Origin of the sequence: Nonomuraea sp. NPDC050394, assembly GCF_044459065.1 — a bacterium.
Taxonomy (GTDB): domain Bacteria; phylum Actinomycetota; class Actinomycetes; order Streptosporangiales; family Streptosporangiaceae; genus Nonomuraea.
Genome location: NZ_JBITIO010000001.1, coordinates 974,914 through 992,038 on the forward strand (window position 1 = coordinate 974,914; position 17,125 = coordinate 992,038).

Annotated in this window: 15 protein-coding genes and 2 pseudogenes; 16 read left to right on the plus strand and 1 reads right to left on the minus strand. The window is 68.1% G+C overall.

Annotated elements, in window-relative coordinates:
- Positions 1-540: 540 nt before the first annotated feature.
- The 5 genes and pseudogenes from ACIBKY_RS04870 to ACIBKY_RS04890 all read left to right on the plus strand — a co-directional run.
- A pseudogene (locus ACIBKY_RS04870) lies at positions 541-1,101 on the plus strand (transposase); the annotation flags it as partial.
- 45 nt (positions 1,102-1,146) lie between these two features.
- Positions 1,147-1,539 carry an NUDIX domain-containing protein gene (locus ACIBKY_RS04875; RefSeq protein ID WP_397095448.1) on the plus strand — a complete coding sequence of 131 codons (393 nt, stop codon included), beginning with the start codon at positions 1,147-1,149 and terminating at the stop codon, positions 1,537-1,539.
- A gap of 456 nt (positions 1,540-1,995) precedes the next feature.
- On the plus strand, positions 1,996-2,286 hold the full coding sequence (locus ACIBKY_RS04880; protein ID WP_397094459.1) for a hypothetical protein: 291 nt from the start codon (positions 1,996-1,998) through the stop codon (positions 2,284-2,286).
- Between the two features lie 576 nt (positions 2,287-2,862).
- Positions 2,863-3,345: a hypothetical protein gene (locus tag ACIBKY_RS04885; RefSeq protein WP_397094461.1), complete on the plus strand. Its 483-nt coding sequence runs from the start codon at positions 2,863-2,865 to the stop codon at positions 3,343-3,345.
- 382 nt (positions 3,346-3,727) lie between these two features.
- Positions 3,728-4,873, plus strand: coding sequence for a hypothetical protein (locus tag ACIBKY_RS04890; protein ID WP_397094462.1), 1,146 nt, complete (start codon positions 3,728-3,730; stop codon positions 4,871-4,873).
- A 1,331-nt stretch (positions 4,874-6,204) separates the two neighbouring features.
- Here ACIBKY_RS04890 and ACIBKY_RS04895 read toward each other — a convergent pair.
- On the minus strand, positions 6,205-6,513 hold the full coding sequence (locus ACIBKY_RS04895; RefSeq protein ID WP_397094464.1) for an integrase core domain-containing protein: 309 nt from the start codon (positions 6,511-6,513) through the stop codon (positions 6,205-6,207).
- Between the two features lie 929 nt (positions 6,514-7,442).
- On the opposite strand from ACIBKY_RS04895, the gene ACIBKY_RS04900 reads away from it, so the two are divergent.
- The 11 genes and pseudogenes from ACIBKY_RS04900 (at position 7,443) to ACIBKY_RS04950 (ending at position 17,025) form a co-directional block, all read left to right on the plus strand.
- Positions 7,443-8,090 (plus strand): TetR/AcrR family transcriptional regulator, encoded by a 648-nt coding sequence (locus ACIBKY_RS04900; protein WP_397094465.1) that lies wholly within the window; start codon positions 7,443-7,445, stop codon positions 8,088-8,090.
- Positions 8,087-9,514, plus strand: coding sequence for a serine hydrolase domain-containing protein (locus tag ACIBKY_RS04905; RefSeq protein WP_397094467.1), 1,428 nt, complete (start codon positions 8,087-8,089; stop codon positions 9,512-9,514). The genes ACIBKY_RS04900 and ACIBKY_RS04905 overlap by 4 nt, the downstream gene beginning before the upstream one ends.
- On the plus strand, positions 9,511-11,532 hold the full coding sequence (locus tag ACIBKY_RS04910; protein WP_397094468.1) for a prolyl oligopeptidase family serine peptidase: 2,022 nt from the start codon (positions 9,511-9,513) through the stop codon (positions 11,530-11,532). Before ACIBKY_RS04905 ends, ACIBKY_RS04910 begins: the two co-directional genes overlap by 4 nt.
- A complete protein-coding gene (locus ACIBKY_RS04915) occupies positions 11,529-11,969 on the plus strand; it encodes a serine hydrolase domain-containing protein (RefSeq protein WP_397094469.1) in 441 nt (146 codons plus the stop codon). Before ACIBKY_RS04910 ends, ACIBKY_RS04915 begins: the two co-directional genes overlap by 4 nt.
- Complete coding sequence (locus tag ACIBKY_RS04920; protein ID WP_397094470.1) at positions 11,953-12,942, plus strand: serine hydrolase domain-containing protein; 990 nt, start codon at positions 11,953-11,955, stop codon at positions 12,940-12,942. Before ACIBKY_RS04915 ends, ACIBKY_RS04920 begins: the two co-directional genes overlap by 17 nt.
- A 659-nt stretch (positions 12,943-13,601) precedes the next feature.
- A complete protein-coding gene (locus ACIBKY_RS04925; protein WP_397094472.1) occupies positions 13,602-14,192 on the plus strand; it encodes an RNA polymerase sigma factor in 591 nt (196 codons plus the stop codon).
- Complete coding sequence (locus tag ACIBKY_RS04930; RefSeq protein WP_397094473.1) at positions 14,185-15,183, plus strand: CU044_5270 family protein; 999 nt, start codon at positions 14,185-14,187, stop codon at positions 15,181-15,183. The genes ACIBKY_RS04925 and ACIBKY_RS04930 overlap by 8 nt, the downstream gene beginning before the upstream one ends.
- A 172-nt stretch (positions 15,184-15,355) precedes the next feature.
- A pseudogene (locus ACIBKY_RS04935) lies at positions 15,356-15,577 on the plus strand (hypothetical protein); the annotation flags it as partial.
- A 52-nt stretch (positions 15,578-15,629) separates the two neighbouring features.
- On the plus strand, positions 15,630-16,394 hold the full coding sequence (locus tag ACIBKY_RS04940) for a hypothetical protein (protein ID WP_397094475.1): 765 nt from the start codon (positions 15,630-15,632) through the stop codon (positions 16,392-16,394).
- Positions 16,391-16,816, plus strand: a complete 426-nt coding sequence (locus tag ACIBKY_RS04945) for an ATP-binding protein (RefSeq protein WP_397094477.1) — start codon at positions 16,391-16,393, stop codon at positions 16,814-16,816. Before ACIBKY_RS04940 ends, ACIBKY_RS04945 begins: the two co-directional genes overlap by 4 nt.
- Before the next feature lie 23 nt (positions 16,817-16,839).
- Positions 16,840-17,025, plus strand: coding sequence for an ATP-binding protein (locus ACIBKY_RS04950; protein ID WP_397094478.1), 186 nt, complete (start codon positions 16,840-16,842; stop codon positions 17,023-17,025).
- Positions 17,026-17,125: the final 100 nt, after the last annotated feature.

Sequence of the window (17,125 nt, forward strand, 5' to 3'; positions counted from 1 at the left end):
AGGCGGACCCGTCCCAGCGGCTGCCGCCGAGCAATGACCCCATCCCGCGGCGGGGGGCTCAGCGTTCAATGTCAGCCGGGGATCTCAAAACCCTGATTGAGGTCGCCCACGAAGTCCTCCGGGTGTCGTGTCATCGGCGACATGCGGGTGCACCGTATGACACGACATCGCAGCCCGTGGGCGGGACCGCAGATGCAAAGATCGTGCACCGGGGGCGCGGGCCCGCCTCCAGCACGGCGGTGCCCGTAGCCCCTTGCGCGGGGCAGCGTGATGCCGAAAGTCAAGCCGACGGTTCAGGGCAGTAGGGCGCGGCCGACGTGCTCGATCGCCTGCTGCAGCGCGGCCGGGTGGGCGAGCTCGGTGACAACGGCGTGTGGACCTTGACACGGCGGCTTGCGTGCGGAACGCCACCCGTCCATTCCCCGGACGTCAGGCAGCGACCGGCAAGTGCCGGAAACCGCGGATCGACGCCGACGACCGCAGGCATGCATCGCCCGTGCGCCGGAGCCCGGCACGGCGCCGCTGGCGGGGCCGGACACCTCCACCAAGCGGCGCGGGATGCGCGCCCCCGTGCTGGCGGTCGGGGACGGCGCGCTCGGGTTCTGGAGCGCGCTCGCCGAGGTGTTTCCGCAGGCCAAGGCCCAGAGGTGCTGGTTTCACCAGATCGCTAACGTACTCGGGGCGTTGCCGAAGTCGGCGCACCCCGGCGCGAAGAAGCACCTGGCGGAGATCTGGAACGCAGAAGACCTCGACCACGCCCGCCGGGCGGTGAAGGAGTTCAAGAACGCCTACGGCGTCAAGCATCCCAAGGCTGTCGCGAAAGTCATCGATGACCTGGAGGAGCTGCTCGCGTTCTACGACTACCCGGCCGAGCATTGGCAGCATCTGCGGACCACCAACCCCATCGAGTCGACGTTCGCGACCGTCCGGCACCGCACCAAGGTCACCAAGGGGCCCGGCTCCCGGGCGGCCGGCCTGGCGATGGCGTTCAAGCTGATCGAGTCCGCCCAGAGCCGGTGGCGAGCCGTCAACGCACCCCACCTCGTCGCGCTCGTCCGCGCAGGAGCTGTCTTCAAGAACGGCAGACTGCTGGAACGCCCCCCACGAACAGGCAGCCTGAGCACGCCGGACAGGAGAAGAAAGACGATGATCGACAAGATCGCCTGGATCCACCTCGATGAAGGCAAGATCCTCAGCACCCGGTCACGCGGCAAAGGCACCTACTACATCCCCGGCGGCAAACGCGAGCCCGGCGAGACCGACCTCGACACTCTGACCCGCGAGATCGACGAGGAACTCACCGTAACCATCCTCCCCGCGACCGCCACCCACCTGGGCACCTTCCACGCCCAGGCCCACGGCCACCCCGACGGCGTCACCGTCCAGATGACCTGCTACACCGCCGACCACCACGGAACACCAACCCCAGCCAGCGAGATCGAGGAGATCACCTGGCTGACCTACGCCGACCGCCACCGCGTATCCCCCGTCGACCAGATCATCTTCGACCACCTCCACCAGGTCGGCCAACTCCGCTGAAGAACCCGATCCACAGGTCTTGACTATTTCTCCTCGCGACAGGCCGTGCTGTCGAACAGCCAACGGCACGAGCCGAGCTGGAAGCGGGGAGCTGAGTTACCAGGTCAGAGCCTATATGGCGGCTGGTGCCGTGTTGGTTAACGGCAACCCTAACTGGCAGTACCCCAGCAGGTAGCGGGTCTCGCCTACCGTCTGACTCGCGCAACACCGGCTGGCCATCCAACCGGATCAGCTCAACCTCCACGCCACGAGGAGCCCGCCACAACGCCACACATCCACACTACGGAACCCGACGAACCGTCAACTCACGCGCACGCGCAAAGCGGCTCGCGAAAGTCCGGTCAGGCCCCGACGACTGCCGGTTGGAGCCATCGCGACGGTCTTCTTACCTACGCAGAAGTGGACGTAGTCGGCGGCAAGGAAGACGCTTGGCCCACCCGGAAGAAGGGATCGGCCATGAGTGCAGAAACCGCCCAGCAGAGGGCAGCGCGCGAGGCGCTACGTTCGCTGGCCACGCCGGAACGCTTCGGCCCGGCCTTCATCGCCGAAATCCTGCACGTGGCAAGAAACGCGGAGTGGAAGGAGAACGTGGTACGGCTACCGGCGACCATCCAGATCACCTTCCATGGCGAGGGTCAGGTAGCGGACCTCGCGGGGGACATCGGCTGTCTTCCCTTCGAAGTACTCGCCTGCTTCGAGGATGAGGCAACCCAGACCAGCAGGTGCGTGCAAGCGTGGGTCTGCTGAGCGGGACCTTCACAACCTGGCGGCCCACCTCCGCCATCCCGGCTGATCGCTGCCGGGAATAGCGGACCTCACGGCTCTCACGACGAGCTTGCCGTGGCACCCGCGTACGCGGTGAGCCGGTAGCCGTCAGCTTCGTCCATGGGGTGCCTCCCCCAGGGGCGGTGGACGGCTTCGGCGGAGGCGGGCTCCGACGCCGTGATGATGACCGTTCCGGATCCGGCGGCGCGGTGAAGGATTGCCAGACTCTCGTGTATCGACATCGGGGTCCTTGATCGGGTGATCGTACGGCTACGTGGGCGTGGCCCAACAACTGTAGGTGCCTGATTGCGGCCGATAAGAGCGATCGGCTGGATCCGTAGACCTACACAAGTCGATGACGTATTCAATTACGCAGCGTCACGTTCGTGAACCCCAGCGGCCCGAGTGGGCAAGTCCTGACCAGCCCGCAGGCAGCCTCCATCCGCACCAATCCGCGTGGCCTCATAGTCCAGGTGTCGCGGACCACGTAAATCGCTTAGCTAAAGCGCTCGGCAAAGGGTGGGTGACGGCACTATCCGCCCGTGCTGCAGTGGTGAGATGGAAAGCGCGGTTGTGGCCCTCATCGCTGTCGCCGGCACGCTGCTCGGAGCTGCCGTGACACACATCTCTCAGGCCCGGAAGGCAGCCCAAGATCGGCAAGCTGCCCGCAGCGAACGTTTATGGCAGGAGCGTCTCGCCGCCTACAGCGCGTTCGCCGAAGCGCTGACCGACTTCCGGAAGGTCCAGAACGACCGATGGCATCTCGAACAGGAAGACCCTTCAAGCGAGAAGTTCAGTCAGATTCGAGATGGCTCCTACAAGGAGCGTGCGAGGGTAACAGCGGCCTTGTTCCGGCTACGCCTACTGAGCCCTGATGGGCATCTGAACGACCTGGCCGCTGGGGCGCTAGCGGCAGCCGAAGACATCCCCGCAGCAGCCGACGAGGCTGATCGTTCATTGCGAGGCCAAGCGGCGCGCAGGCTTCTCTATGAGTTTGTGGAGGCGGCCTCGGAGCAGGTGGTGCGGTTCGGAAAGAACTGATGCGTCGTAAACGCTCCCGCATACGAGAACACAGCAACTGTAGGCCATCCCCGCCCTCCGCCAATCCACCCGCTCAACTACGCAGCGTTACTTTGAGGCAGGGAAGTCTTCAGGAGGAGGACGCCGTAAGGCGCGCAGTGGCTCATGAGTCGCCGGGGCTGCTCAGATCTCACACCCGCCACGACCGAGCCGGCAGTGGCTCATCGATCACGCGTTGTGCGCCGCGAAGCGCCCGTGACGTCGGCCAACGATGTCCGGTAGTACCCGTGATGCCCGGCGGGATCCCGGCGAGCGGGCACTTTCCGCGGCGCCGATGATCCGCGCACCGGCATGAGGCGAATGGTGGTCATCCCGTCTCCCACGAAGAAAGGGACCGACCCCTATGAAACGTCCACGTCGGCTACGTGCCATCGCGGCGGCCATCCTCGCCTCCGCCGCGGTGACCGCGAGCCTGCTGGGTTCGGCCGCACCCGCCGCTGCGGCGCAGGCGCCTCTTCCCTACGCACCCGACCTGCCCAACCTCGGCACTCCGCAGATCGCCTATGACGTGTCCTTTATGTCCGTGGCGAAGGGTGTCGCCGTCCGTGGCGCCGACGGCTCCCTGCTGTACGGCGTGCGGTCGGGCAACGGTTTCGCACCCTTGCAATCGCTCGGCGGGACGATCGTCGGCGACCCGTCCGTCGTCGTCACGCCCAACGGCACGCAGTTCTTCGTCCGTGGCACCGACGACCAGGTCTACACCACCACGATCACCCCGGCCGGCACCATCACCGGCTTCTCCCACGTGCCCGGTCTCACAGTGACCGGCGACATCGAGTCGATCGTGGCCAGAGGCGAACCCTCCACCAACATCAGGATCTTCGCCCGCGGCACCGACGGCGCGGTGTGGACCAACATCCTGCGCGGAGGCGCCTGGACCGGCTGGAGCAGCCTGGGCGGCTTCGCCACCAGCGAGATCACCACCGGCCGCGTCTTCATCCCCTCCAACCAGATCAGGGTCTACGTCCGGGGCGCCGACCATCGCGTCTACCTCAACCTGGTGACGCCCACCGGCGCCAGCGGCTTCCAGCCGCTCGGCGACCTGCGCGTCACCAGCAACATCGCGCTCGCCGACGACATGTTCTTCAACGGAACGGAGATCTTCGCCCGCGGTGAGGACAACGGGCTGTGGACCCTCCTGACGACCAACGGCGGCTGGCGGTCACTGGGCGGCTTCCTCACCAGCGACCCCGCGGTCAGCTCCCAAGCCAACCTCACCGCCGTCTACACCCGTGGCAGTGACAACGCCCTTTCCATCAACAAGCGCATCAGCTCCGCCGGCTTCCTCGGCTTCACCAGGATCGATGGTCAGGTGAGCAGTAACCCCACGGCTCTCAGCGCTGGCGGCTTCGAGGGCCAGCAGGCCCAGATCCTGCTGGCCCGCGAGCCCGGGGGCGCCCTCGCCAGGAACTTCGCGGGCCCAGGTGCCAATGGGCTGCTCGGCTCCTTCACCGGCTACGTCCCGGTCCCGGGACCGGCCATCGACTGACAACCGGCACCCGGACGTCGGCTGACACCAGCTGCGAACGCCCCCTGTGCCCGCGGGGGCGTTCGCGAGGGCACCGCGTGCAAGAGTGCCCGATGACCTCGGAGTCGATGCTGGTGAGCTCGCGTAATCGTTCGGCGCGGCGAGCTGCCAGCCATCATCTACATCCACGGCGCCGGCTGGGTGTTCGGCAACGCCCACAGCCACGACCGTCTCGTGCGTGAACTCACCCCGCAGCCCGCTCGGATTGCCGATCGGTATACCCAGCACCAAGCACCAGGCGTGAGCCTCCCGGCGGGGCGCACGTGCGCCCTGTCGAAGACGAGCCCCTCCCGAGGGGGCGCTCGGCGGGCCTGTCCCTGGCCGTCTCTGCGTTGGCCGGGGCCAGGCCGGCGCTGCACGTCTGCCGGAGAGCCGGCTGGAGTTGCTGGTCCCGGTCAGCGGCTGGTCGAGCGCGGCCGCGGCGTCGTGTCGGCCTTGATACCTGGATGCGCACGGGACGGAGGCCCGCCATGTCATCACTGACCGTGATGCTCCACGGTTTGTGCACGTTGCCTGACTCTTGCACCGGTGTAGACCCTATGCATACAGGCGCGCGCGAGGCGCCGAGACCAGGAGCCAATGAGACGATCACCGACCGTGACCGTACGGCGGTGGAGAGCGGCAGGTGTCATCCGGCAAATTTGGGCCGATGTGGCCGAACCGGCTGCGGGGATCGGGTCGGCGGTGCGACGGTGGAAGGGCAGGAGCGGCGGGCCTCTGCGCAGCCACCCGGCCCGCTGCCACTCCCACTCCCTTGGCGAAACGGGCGCGATCTTCGGGTGGTCTTCTGACCGCCGACCCGGGGCCGTACAGTGTCCGTTCAACATTCGTGTGCCGCCGGCGCGCCGCAGAGATTCGGTGTCTCTTCGCGCGGGCAGGGTGAACGGCACGCGACGACCCAGGTCGAAACGGCGGTCTTGGTGACAGATGACCTCCGGTCTTGATAAACCGGGCGGACATCCGGCGCTAGAACCATGTTCCAACCTGGGCCGGAGCACGTGCGGGGCCCGGTCAAGCGCCTACTTGACCACGGCCTTCACCTTTCTCTATCAGGAAGGCGACGCACAGGCGGATGGTCCGGGGGGAGCCTGCAACAACTGCATCCCGGACCATCCGGGTCTTCTTCCCCGTCCTCGGGCTTGCGGGGCCGGCGTGGTCGGGGACCGATCTCCATCGCCACCGGCGGCCGCTGCGCGGGGTGGGGCTGACCGGGGGGCGCCAGGAGGGTGAACCTCCCTTGTAGGGCGTCAAAACCTGCGCGTGCGGTTTGAGCTGGAGTTTCTCCAACCGAGCTAAGCGGCTCGGCGGTACTCGTTGATCGCCCCTCCCAGTATCTCGTGGCGCTCAATCCGACCTTCCAGCGGCACCACCACATGCTCATCGTGATCAGGTGGGCGCTGCCCACGAGCCTGATGTGGCCGATGCGCGTTGTAGTGATCGAGATACTCGTTCAAGGCCGAGCGAAGGTGACGCTCGCCGTAGATCAGCATGCGATCGGTGCACTCGGCGCGCACCGTACGGATCCAGCGCTCGGCATAGCAGTTCGCCCTTGGGGTCCGCGGCGGAGTTTTCAGCACCGTGATGCCCACGGCGGCGAACACCTCATCGAAGAAGGCGGTGAACTTGGCGCCCCGATCGCGGATAAGGAAACGAAACGACCCTGTCCGTTCGCCGAGGTCGATCAGGAGATTGCGGGCCTGCTAAATAGTCCATGCGCCGGTCGGATGGCTGGTCACGCCAAGGACGTGCACATGTCGCGTGCGGACCTCCATCACGAACAACACGTACAAGCGCTTGAGAGAGATCGTGTCGATACGGAAGAAGTCGCAGGCTAGGAGCCCTTTGGCCGGTGACCGTAAGAAGACTCGCCAGGAGGTGTTGAGGTCTCGGGGCGCCGGTCGGAAACGGTAGGAGCGCATAACCCGCCGCACGGTCGCCGCGCTGACCTGGAGGCCAAGCCGCACCACCTCGCCGTGTACCCGTCGATGGCCCCACGCCGGGTTCTCCCGCGCCAGGCGGATAATCAGCTCTCGAATCTCTGGAGTCGTTCCTGGACGCCCGGACCGCTGCGAGTAGGTCCAGGCCCGTCGCAACAAGCGACGCTGCCATGCCAGCAACGTTGCCGGAGTGACCAGTCGATGACCGCGCAGCACCGCCGGCAACCACCGGGCCAGCGCCGCGAGAACGGCCCCATCGGCCCAGCCCGGCTTCGGGCGTCGACCTGCCGCCGCAGCACCGCCACCTCATGGCGCAACACCATGAATTCTGCGTCCTTCGACGCCTGGCCGCGGCCCAGCAACATCAGCCAGCCGAACACCCGAAGCATGATCAGATAGAGCAGGCGAATAGGCACAAGACGCGATCTTTCCTACGGGTACGAACCACGTCAAACCACAGGTAAGAGCCGTCGTGGTTGCGTTTTGACGCGGTACACGCCCCGCCCCGATGTTCAGGCCCTCTTGACATCCAACCGGCGTTGGTAACAAGGTGTTATCGGATAATGGAGCGTTATCAAACTGGGAGGGGAGAGATGGAATCCCGTCGTCGCGCCGAGACTCAGCACAAGCTGTTCCGGGCAACACTGGAGGTCGCGGTCGAGCGCGGTCTGGCAGGCGTGTCCACTCACCGGGTGGCCGCGGCCGCAGGGCTGACCACGGGTGCCATCTACCGCAACTTCGAGGGACGCGATCACCTGATCCGCGAGGCCATGTCCTACTACCAGCGGCATGTCTCCGACCTCGACGTCGCAGACGCCACGTCGCTCGGCGAATGGGCGCACGGATATCTCGACGCCTACCTCGACATGATTGTGTCCCGAGATGAGCAGTTGCAGCTCATTCTCAGCCTGCAGCGGCAACTGCTGATGTTGCGGGAGACCGACAGCGCTGTACGCGACGTCGTCGACCACTGGCAGGAATCCCGTTTGACGTCCCTGGAGCAGCGGATCGATGAGTTGGCGAGCCTCAGCGGTGAGCGGCTGACGGTCTCACCCCGGCTCCTGGGACAACAGATGATGATCCTTTCTGTCGGGTTCAGCTTGATGGCGGAGCAGTTCGAGGATGTCATTCCACGCGAAGTGGCGCACGCGGCGGTCGATGCGCTGCTCGCCACCTCATCCGTGCCCGTTGGACAAGTCGACGTACAAGATGATGGCCGGCCGCAGGGCAGGGCCGAGTGAGGAGCCGTACGGGACTCTGGCGCGATGTCGAGACGCTACTGCGCGACTCGATCGCTCGGCACGGCACGGCCGGCTGCGGGCTCGCGATCACGGTCGACGGAGAGCAGCGCGAGTTCGCCGCGGGCGTGGCCGACGTCCGGACCGCGGAGCCCTTCCGGCAGGACGCCTTGTGCCTGGTCGGCTCCACGGCCAAGGTCTACACCGCGACGATGATCATGAAACTGGCCGACGAATGCGGCCTTGATCTCGATGAGCCGATCCGCAGGCACCTGCCCGGCCTTCGCCTGGCCGACGAGGACGCCGCCTCCGCCCTGACGACGCGACACCTTCTCGCACACACCTCGGGTCTCGGGATCGGCCCCTACGCCGATCACGGCCAGGCCGACGACGCGGTCGAACGCTACGTCGACGCCCTGGCCACGCGACCATCCGTCCACGGACCGGGCGAGCGCTGGGGCTACAGCAACGCCGGGTTCGTCATCGCCGGGCGGCTGGTCGAGGTGCTGAGCGGGCGGTGCTGGGACGAGGCCCTGCGCGAACTGCTGCTGGCACCAGCGGGACTCGACGACACGCTGACCATGCCGGAGCAGATCCTCCTGCGGCCGATCGCCCGCCCGCACCTGCGCGAGACGGACGGGACGCTGCGGCCGGCTCCGGGGTGGGGGCTTGTCGGCCGGTCGATGGGGCCGACCGGTTCGACCTTGGCGGCCACCGCCGGAGACCTCGCCCGGTTCGCGCGACTCCACCTCGACGACGGCAGGTCTGGCAACGGCACCCGGATCCTTTCCGCCGACGCGGTCCAGGCCATGCGACAGCGGCAGGCCGAGGTCCCGGCCGGCTGGCCGTACGGGGACGGCTGGTGCCTCGGGTGGTATGCCGCGACGTGGGACGGTCATCAAGTGGTGGCGCACGCCGGTCACAACCTCGGCACAGGTTCACACCTGTGTCTCCTGCCAGGTCTCGGCACGGCGATGGCCATGGTGTTCAACTCGACGCCGGGCGACGCGGCCCTGAACCACGAGGTGTTCGGCCATCTCGCCCGGGAGCTGTTCGGGATCACCAAGCCGGACCCGTGGCTCGCGCTGCCCACCGGCCCGATCCCCGACCTGAGCCCCTACACGGGACGCTATGACAACGACCTCGTGCGCATCGTGGTCGACCTCGACGGCGACGAACTCGTCGTTCGTCGCGAAGCGCAGGACGGGGCGAGCGTCGAGCCGGCGCGGCGGCGTCTGCGGTTCCTCACCAGGACCGCCTTCGGTGCCGGCGACGGGGCCCTGCACGGCGCGAGGGCACCCGGCGGGTATGCGACGCCGGAAGCGTTCTTCAGCGGCTTCGGCGCGACCGGAAGGCCGGAGTTCCTGCACGACTCGGTGTTCGTGCTGCGCCGACACCACGACCAGGCAGAAGGAGCCGGTAGATGAACACGACCACGGTGACCGTCGGAACAGTGACCTTCGACGACGCGTACACGTGGCTGGAGCACGACTCCGAGCGGACCAGTGACTGGCAGCGGCAGCAGAATGAACGCACCGATGGCGTGCTGCGCGGCCTGCCGGGCTTCGCCGCGATCCTGGACGGGGTAGAGGCGGCCGACACCGGGCGCGGGCATCATGACGAGTCTGTCGGCGCCGTGCCGACGGGCGGCCGGAGTTTCCTCATCCGGCATCTCGACGGCGCTCAGGTCGCCTCCCTCTGGGTACAGGAGCGCGACGCTTCCGAGCCGCGGCTGGTGATCGACCCCGCCGTGCGCGGCCGGCACTTCGCGCTCGCCACCGTCAGCCCCTCGCCTACCGGGCGATACGTCGCCTACACCTTCGCCGAAGAGGGCAACACGCGCGGCGCGACGATCCGCGTGCTAGACGTCGACACCGGCCAGGACATCGCGCCGGACGTACCTCTGGCCGCGCACACCGACATCGCCTGGCTGCCCGACGAGAGCGGCCTCTACTGTACGGCGGCGCCAAGCGCCGACGTCGTCGACAGCGTCAAGCGCATCCTGTTCTGGCGGCCGGGCGCGGCCGAGGCCGTCGCCCAGGAGCTCGGAGCCGACCTGACGGTTCACGTGCTGCTGCAGGTGTCCTCCGACGGCCGGTTCGTCGGCGCGCTGGAGATGATCGACGTCGCCCACCGGCGCATGCGGTGGATCCTCGATCGAGCCGAGCCAGACCGAGGGTGGCGGGAGTTCCTGCCCGCGGGTGACGGGGCCTGCAGCGGAGCGTTCGTCGCCGACACCTATGTCGCCGTCGTGACCGGTGGCACCGACCGCGGCCGGATCGTGGCCATCCCGGTGACGACCAGTGGCGACGAGTCGACCTGGGCGGAGCTGCGGTCGGAGTCCGGCTTGACGCTGTCCGATCTATCCCGGGCCGGTGACTGGCTGGTGCTGCAGGCCTACGAACGGGGCGCGTCGGTCGTCGAGATCTTGCGGCTGGACGGTCGTGTGCACGCACGGGTGCCGCTGCCCACCGGTTCGGTGGTGTGGCCCGGCGCGCTGCGCGCCATGGCGCTGTCCGACGAGGTGACGATGACACCGGTCAACGTCCGGTTCGACGGCGGCATCTGGCGCTATTCGATCGGCGAGGGCCGGCTCACGCGACTACGCCCGCCGGCGGCTCAGCTCGATGACGCGGTCGTCACCGAGGTCGTGGCCACCAGCGCGGACGGCACGCAGGTGCACTGTCACCTGCTCGCGCTGAAGAAGTTCGGCGGCGAAGGGCCGCGGCCGATCGTCATCAACGGTTACGGCGGGTTCGGCGCGCCACCGCTGCTGAGGTACGCCGGCTGGTGGCGGCCGTTTCTCGAAGCCGGCGGCATGCTCGCGTGGGCACATCTCCGCGGTGACGGCGCGTTCGGCCGCGACTGGCGAGAACAAGGCCGCTACCTGGCGAAACAGAACACTTACCACGATCTCTACGCGATCGCCGAGGAGCTCATCGCACGGGAGCTCACGACGCCGGACCGGCTCGGCTTCACCGGGCTCAGCAACGGGGGACTCACCGCCGCCGTCGCCATCGTGCAGCGACCGGACCTGTTCCGTGCCGTGGTGCCCGAGGTCCCGATCACGGACCTCATGCGCGGTGTGAACGACCCCTACGCCGAATTCGCCATGTCGATCGAGTACGGCGACCCGCGCAACCCGCGCTTCAGCGACTATCTCTACGCCTATTCACCCGTCCACAACCTCGTCGACGGCACCGCCTACCCCGCGGTTCTCATCATCAGCGGCGACCGCGACGCCAACACCCCGGCCTGGCACGGCCGCAAGTTCGCGGCACGCTTGCAGGAGGCGACAACGTCGCCGCACCCCGTCCTCCTGCGGGTCTGGGAGCACACCGGGCACGGAGCCGGTGAGCGCGACATCCGCCGGCAGTACCGCGCCGAGATCGTCGCCTTCTTCATGGAGCACCTCACAGGACCTCGACGAGAAAGACGATCATGATGGACGCGATCCGGCTCCACCTCGACCAGGCGCTCCAGGACGGACTCGCCGACGGCGGCGTCGCCGGCGGGGTCATCGGCGTGGCGGTGGGCGACGACCAGTTCACCCTCGCCGCAGGCACCGCGAACCTCACCACCGAGCAGCCGTTCACCGAGGACACCGGCTGGCTGCTGGGCTCGGTCACCAAGGTCCTGACCACAACGCTGCTGATGAGGCTGGCCGGACGCGAGAGTCTCGATCTCGACGCGCCGGTGCGGCGCTACGTCCCCGGCTTCACCCTGCGCGACCCGGCAGCGGCAGAGCGGATCACCGTACGGATGCTGGTCAACCACACCAACGGCATCGACGCCGACTCGCTTCTCCCCAGCGCGGGCGCGTGGCAGGGACGCTCACAAGTCCTATCTGGAACATCTGCGGACTATGGACGTCCTCTTTGAACCGGGTACCTGCGTCCACTACTCGAATCCGGGGTTTGTGATCGCCGGGCGCATCATCGAGGAAGTGACCGGGCTGCCGTTCGAACGGGCGATCCAGCGGGAGCTCTTCGAGCCGAGCGGGATGCGAGACGCCACCGCCGTACAGACCCAGGCGTTCCTGCGCCGCACGGCCGTAGGCGCGGTCTTCGACCCCGGCGCCCAGAGGCTGCGCACGCCGGCGGTCTTCACCGTTCCAGAATCCATCGGAGCCGCCGGCGGGACGCCGATCGTGACCGTCGCGGACATGCTCGCCTTCGGCCGCATGCACCTGAACGGCGGCGTCGCACCGAGCGGCCGTCGCGTGATCGAGACGGACGCCGCGAAGGCGATGACGACTCCGACCTTCGACCTCGGAATCCCGCAGGCGCCGCCGATCGGGCTGGGCTGGTGGCTGGTGCCCATCGCCGGAACCACCGTCGCCTTCCACGGCGGCAGCTCGCCGGGCGGACACGCGCTCCTCACGGTCATGCCGGAGCACGACACGGTCATCACCAGTTTCGGCACGGGGCCGGGCAGCCTCCCGCTTCAGGACCGCCTCCACCAGGCGGTGATCGAAGAAGTGACCGGACGCACTGCCACCCCGCCTTTCGATCTCACCGCCGAAGCATCCACGGCCCCGATCGCCGGGGAATACGGCTCGTTTCAGAGCCGGGTCGTGGTCGAGGACAACGACGGCGCGCCGCGCGTCAGCAGTAATTTCGAGCCCTACGACGACGACCACCGCGCCACGTGCAAGGCGCTTGGAATGACGGAAGAAGCCGCCCCGCCGGTTGCCTACCGCAGGCTCGCACCGGGACTGTACGGCCCAGAAAGCTCGGACCCCTCAGCCTTCTCCGGCCTCTTAGGTCGCGCGACCCTGCTGAGTGCACTCCCCGCATGCAGCGGTCGGCCTGCCGGCCTGCACACCCTCCTGCGCTTCACCCCCAGACTGTAAGTTCTGCTGCTAAATGGGTCTGGCGCACTTTCCGGAGAGTGCAGTCCTGGGGGTGGTAGCCCAGCGCTGCATCTCCCTCCCTCCGCCCTCCCGCCACGCCGCGGAGTCATGCCCACGTGCCCGGGGGGTGGCGATCGTGATCTTGGGTCGTTGAGCGTTCTGGCCGGGCAGGCACTTGACGAGTGGTCAGCCATCGCCCCACTTCTCGGCGTTCTCCTGCGCCCAGCCCAGCGGGTCAGCGCCCGCGCTCGTGGCCGCGCTCGCGCTCGGCGTGCCGGGCGCGGTGCCAGCCGCTCCACCGCGCGGAGCTCTGGGGGAAGGTCGGCGCGGCGCTCGGATTCCTCGCGGGTGAAAGCCTGTACCCGGGTACCGGATGCACCCCTCTTCAGACCGCCCATTTCACCGCGAGGTGCGCACTCGCAGGGACACGAAGGCCGAAGACGACGATCAGCTCTGATCACGATGGGGCTTCCTACCCCTCCGCCAGGCTGGCGTCCAGCGCCCTCCACGCAGGCCAGTCGCTGGGCCAGCCGTTCAGTGGTCGTCTTTCGTCGTCGCGGGTTTCGTTCTTGTCCGTGGGTGCGGACCTGATGGTGGGAACCGGTCGGCCGTGGGCGGGCAAGTATGGGTGTCCCATCTGTGAGCCGAGAGGCCAGAGCATGTCAGAAGCGAGCCCCGCCGATTCCGCCATCATCGCGCGGTCCCGGCAGGAGCCCGAGGTGTTCGCGGAGATCTTCCGCAGACACGCGCCCGAAATCAAGAGATTCGTCATCCGCCGCCTCGGACTCGACATCGCCGAGGATGTGGTGGCGGAGACCTTTCTGGCCGCCTTCCGCCAGCGCGGCCGCTACGACCTGGCCAGGCACGACGCTCTGCCCTGGCTGTACGGCATCGCCACCAATCTCATCGGCCGCCACCAACGCACCGAGGCCAGGCAGCTGAACCTGCTGGCCCGTACCGGTGTGGACCCGGTCACCGAACCCTTCACCGCGCGCAGCGACGAGCGTCTGAGCGCCCAGGCCGTACAGCGGAGCCTGGCCGCCGCGCTGGCCGCGTTGCCCGCCGGGCACCGCGACGTGCTGCTCCTGGTGACTTGGGGCCGCCTCAGTTACACCGAGGCTGCCGAGGCGCTCGGCATCCGCGTCGGAACGGTCCGATCGCGCGTAAGCCGGGCCCGCGCCAAGATCCGCGAGGAACTGGGCGGGACCGATCCCACAGCTCTCGACGTCGAAGAGGTTCGCCATGGATGAGCTGGCTCAGCTCAACAACTTCCGCTCCGAGGTGCCCCCGCAGGAGGACCTGCGCGGCGAGGCGGAGCGTCTGATGGCCGTCATGTCGGCCCCGGCCCGCCCCGACTTTCGCCGCATCGGACTGCGCGCCGCCCTGGCGGGGGGTCTGGCGGCCGTGGCAGGGGTGGCGGTGTTCCTTGTCCAGAGCCGGCCCGCTCCGGTGCCGCCCCCGCCGATGATCCGCACGGTCGCGGCCGTGGAGGTGCTGTCGCGAGCGGCCGCGCACGCCGGCAGCCGTCCGGAGCTGCATCCCAGACCGGGCCAGTTCCTCGTCTACGAGTCGCAGAGCATGGACTCGGCCGAGTCGGACGGGCAGATCTGGCTGTCGCGTTCCAAGCGCAAGATCTGGCTGCCGGTCGAGGGCAGTTCGGTCAACGGCGTCCTGCAGGAGGAGGTCCTGACGCCTCTGCCGTACCCGGGGCGCGCACTCCCGCTGCGGGCGCAGGGGGAGCAGGCGCGGGCGGGCAAGCCCGGCCGTCCGCAGCGGGCGGCCGACTTCGACCACGGCGCCGAGTTCCTGCGCGACGACTACGCCTACGTCAGCAGGCTGCCGACCGACACCGAGGGCATGCGCAGGCACCTCTACACGCAGGTGCCCAACGACGGGTTGAAGGACTACGAGGCGTGGAACCGGGTCGGCGGACTGCTCACGGAGTCCTATCTGCCCGCCGCGCAGCGGGCGGCGCTCTTCCGCGCGGCGGCCACGATTCCCGGGGTGGTGACGGTGAAGGAGTCGCAGGACGCCGCGGGACGCGAGGGCATAGCTGCGGCGATGGTCTCGCCCACCGGGGTCAGGGAGGAGCACATCTTCGACCGAAAGACCTACGACTATCTCGGCCGCCGAGGGGTGGTCGTAGACGCGAAGCTGGCCGAGGCTCCGGTCGGGAGCGTGGTGTCGTCGAGCGCGCAGTTGAAGGTGAGCGTCGCCGACAGCGCACCCCTCGTGGAGTAGACGGCGCGACGGGGCTTCGGGGGAGACGGCATGGCAGGACCATCTGCACCGGCGGACCCGAACCTTCGCCCCTTTCGCTTCATGCGACGGTCTCGCGCAGGATGAGCTGCCGCAATACCCGCAATCGTGAGGATTTTCAGCGCCGAGGCCGTAACCGACATCATTCGCCGCCACCGCCCAGGCCGCCGGGTTGACCGGCGCCTGGACCAGCCACTCGCTGCGCCGCGGCTTCGCCACCGCCGCCCGCGGTGCCGGCGCCGACCTCGAACGCATCGGCCGCCACGGCGGCTGGGCCGACAACTCCACCGCCCTGCTCGGCTACATCGAAGACGGCGCGGGCTGCGGCGCAGGATGCGACCGAGGACGCCACATTCGGGCCAGGCGAGCGCGGTGAGGAGACGCCGCGGCGGTTGCAAGGGCGGCGTGATCGGGAGGAGCGGATCAAATTGGCGCTGGCCGAGGTGGTCGCGGAAGAGACCGAGCGAGGCTTGGACGCCGAGTCCGCGGCCGCCAAGGAGCGCGCGTTTCTCGAGGCGACTCGGGCGGGCCGTCATGATGTGGGGTCGCGTCCGGTTGGCGCTGATCCCGTGGCGATCGCCGAAGCTCGGCTGCAAGCGGCCCAGGATCGGCTGGCCGAGCAGGTCGCGGCCAAACGCGAACAGATTGCGGTGATGCGCGAGCGGCTGATCGCCAAATGCGGGTCCCGGCTCGAGCTCGACCACTACCTGGAGGCGCTCGTGCACAAGCCCGGCGCGCTAGCCGGGGCCACCGCGCTGGAACAGGCCCGGCAAGCCGGCACCTTCACCCCTACGCACGAAGCCTGGTGGGCCGCGGCACGCAAAGCCCACGGCGAGGCCGCCGGCACCCGCGAGCTGATCGAGGTTCTGTTGCTGCACCGGCACATGGCCCATCACCACGTGGTCGCGGGCATCGCCGCCGCGCTTACGGTGGGCGCCCTCAGCGCGGACGTCGTCGCGCTGGAGGCCCGCAAGATCGCCCAAGCCGACGAGCCTCCCGCCTCGGACCCGCCCGAGCCGCGCCCCGAGCACCTGGCCTGGCTGGATGAGCCCGCGGTGGTCTCACTGACCAGCAAACGGCTGGCTCAGCTGCCTCCCGACACCCGGCCACTGCCATCAGCGGCCGTCTATGACCAGCTGCTGCGCCGCCGCTCAAGCGGTGCGCAGCCCGCATCCGAGGGAGAACCGCCATGACCACCTTCCACCGCCGCGGGATCACCGAGGAAGCAGCTGAGGCCTCCATCTACCAGGCCTGCCAGAAGCTACGCCTGCCGACCATTCGCGGCCAGTTCGCCGACCTGGCCGCCGCCGCACCACGCGACCAGATGAGCTACCTCGGCTTCCTGGCCGAGCTATTGATGGCCGAGTGCGACTACCGTGCGCGCAAGGCCTCCGAGCGGCGCATCAAAATGGCCGGGTTCCCGCGGCAGAAGTCACTGCGCGAATTCGATTTCGATGCCAACACCAACATCGATCCTGCCGTCATTAATACCCTGGCCACTAGCGACTGGGTGCGCAAGCACCTGCCGTTGTGGCTGATCGGCGACTCCGGGACGGGCAAGTCCCACCTGCTCATACCGCTGGCCACGGAGCCGAACTCCTGTTCTAGGTTCTGACCGAAAGAGAGGAGAGCAACAGTGTGGCGATCGCATCAAACGAGGCGTTTTCGGGATGGACTAAGACATTTACTGAGCCTCGGCTCTGCGCGGCCATTGTCGATCGCCTGACCTACGGCGGAAACATCATCGAGACGGGTACGCACTCCTACCGGTGGGCCAAAACGCAAGCCCAAGCCGCAACCGCCCAGAAAGCCACAGCAGGCTAACCCCCCCATCCCTCCCGCCTCCTTGGACAAGTGCTCACCGGCCGGCCGGAGGATCGGGTCAAGATGGAGCGCCCGCAGGCGAAGCCGAGGACGAACGATC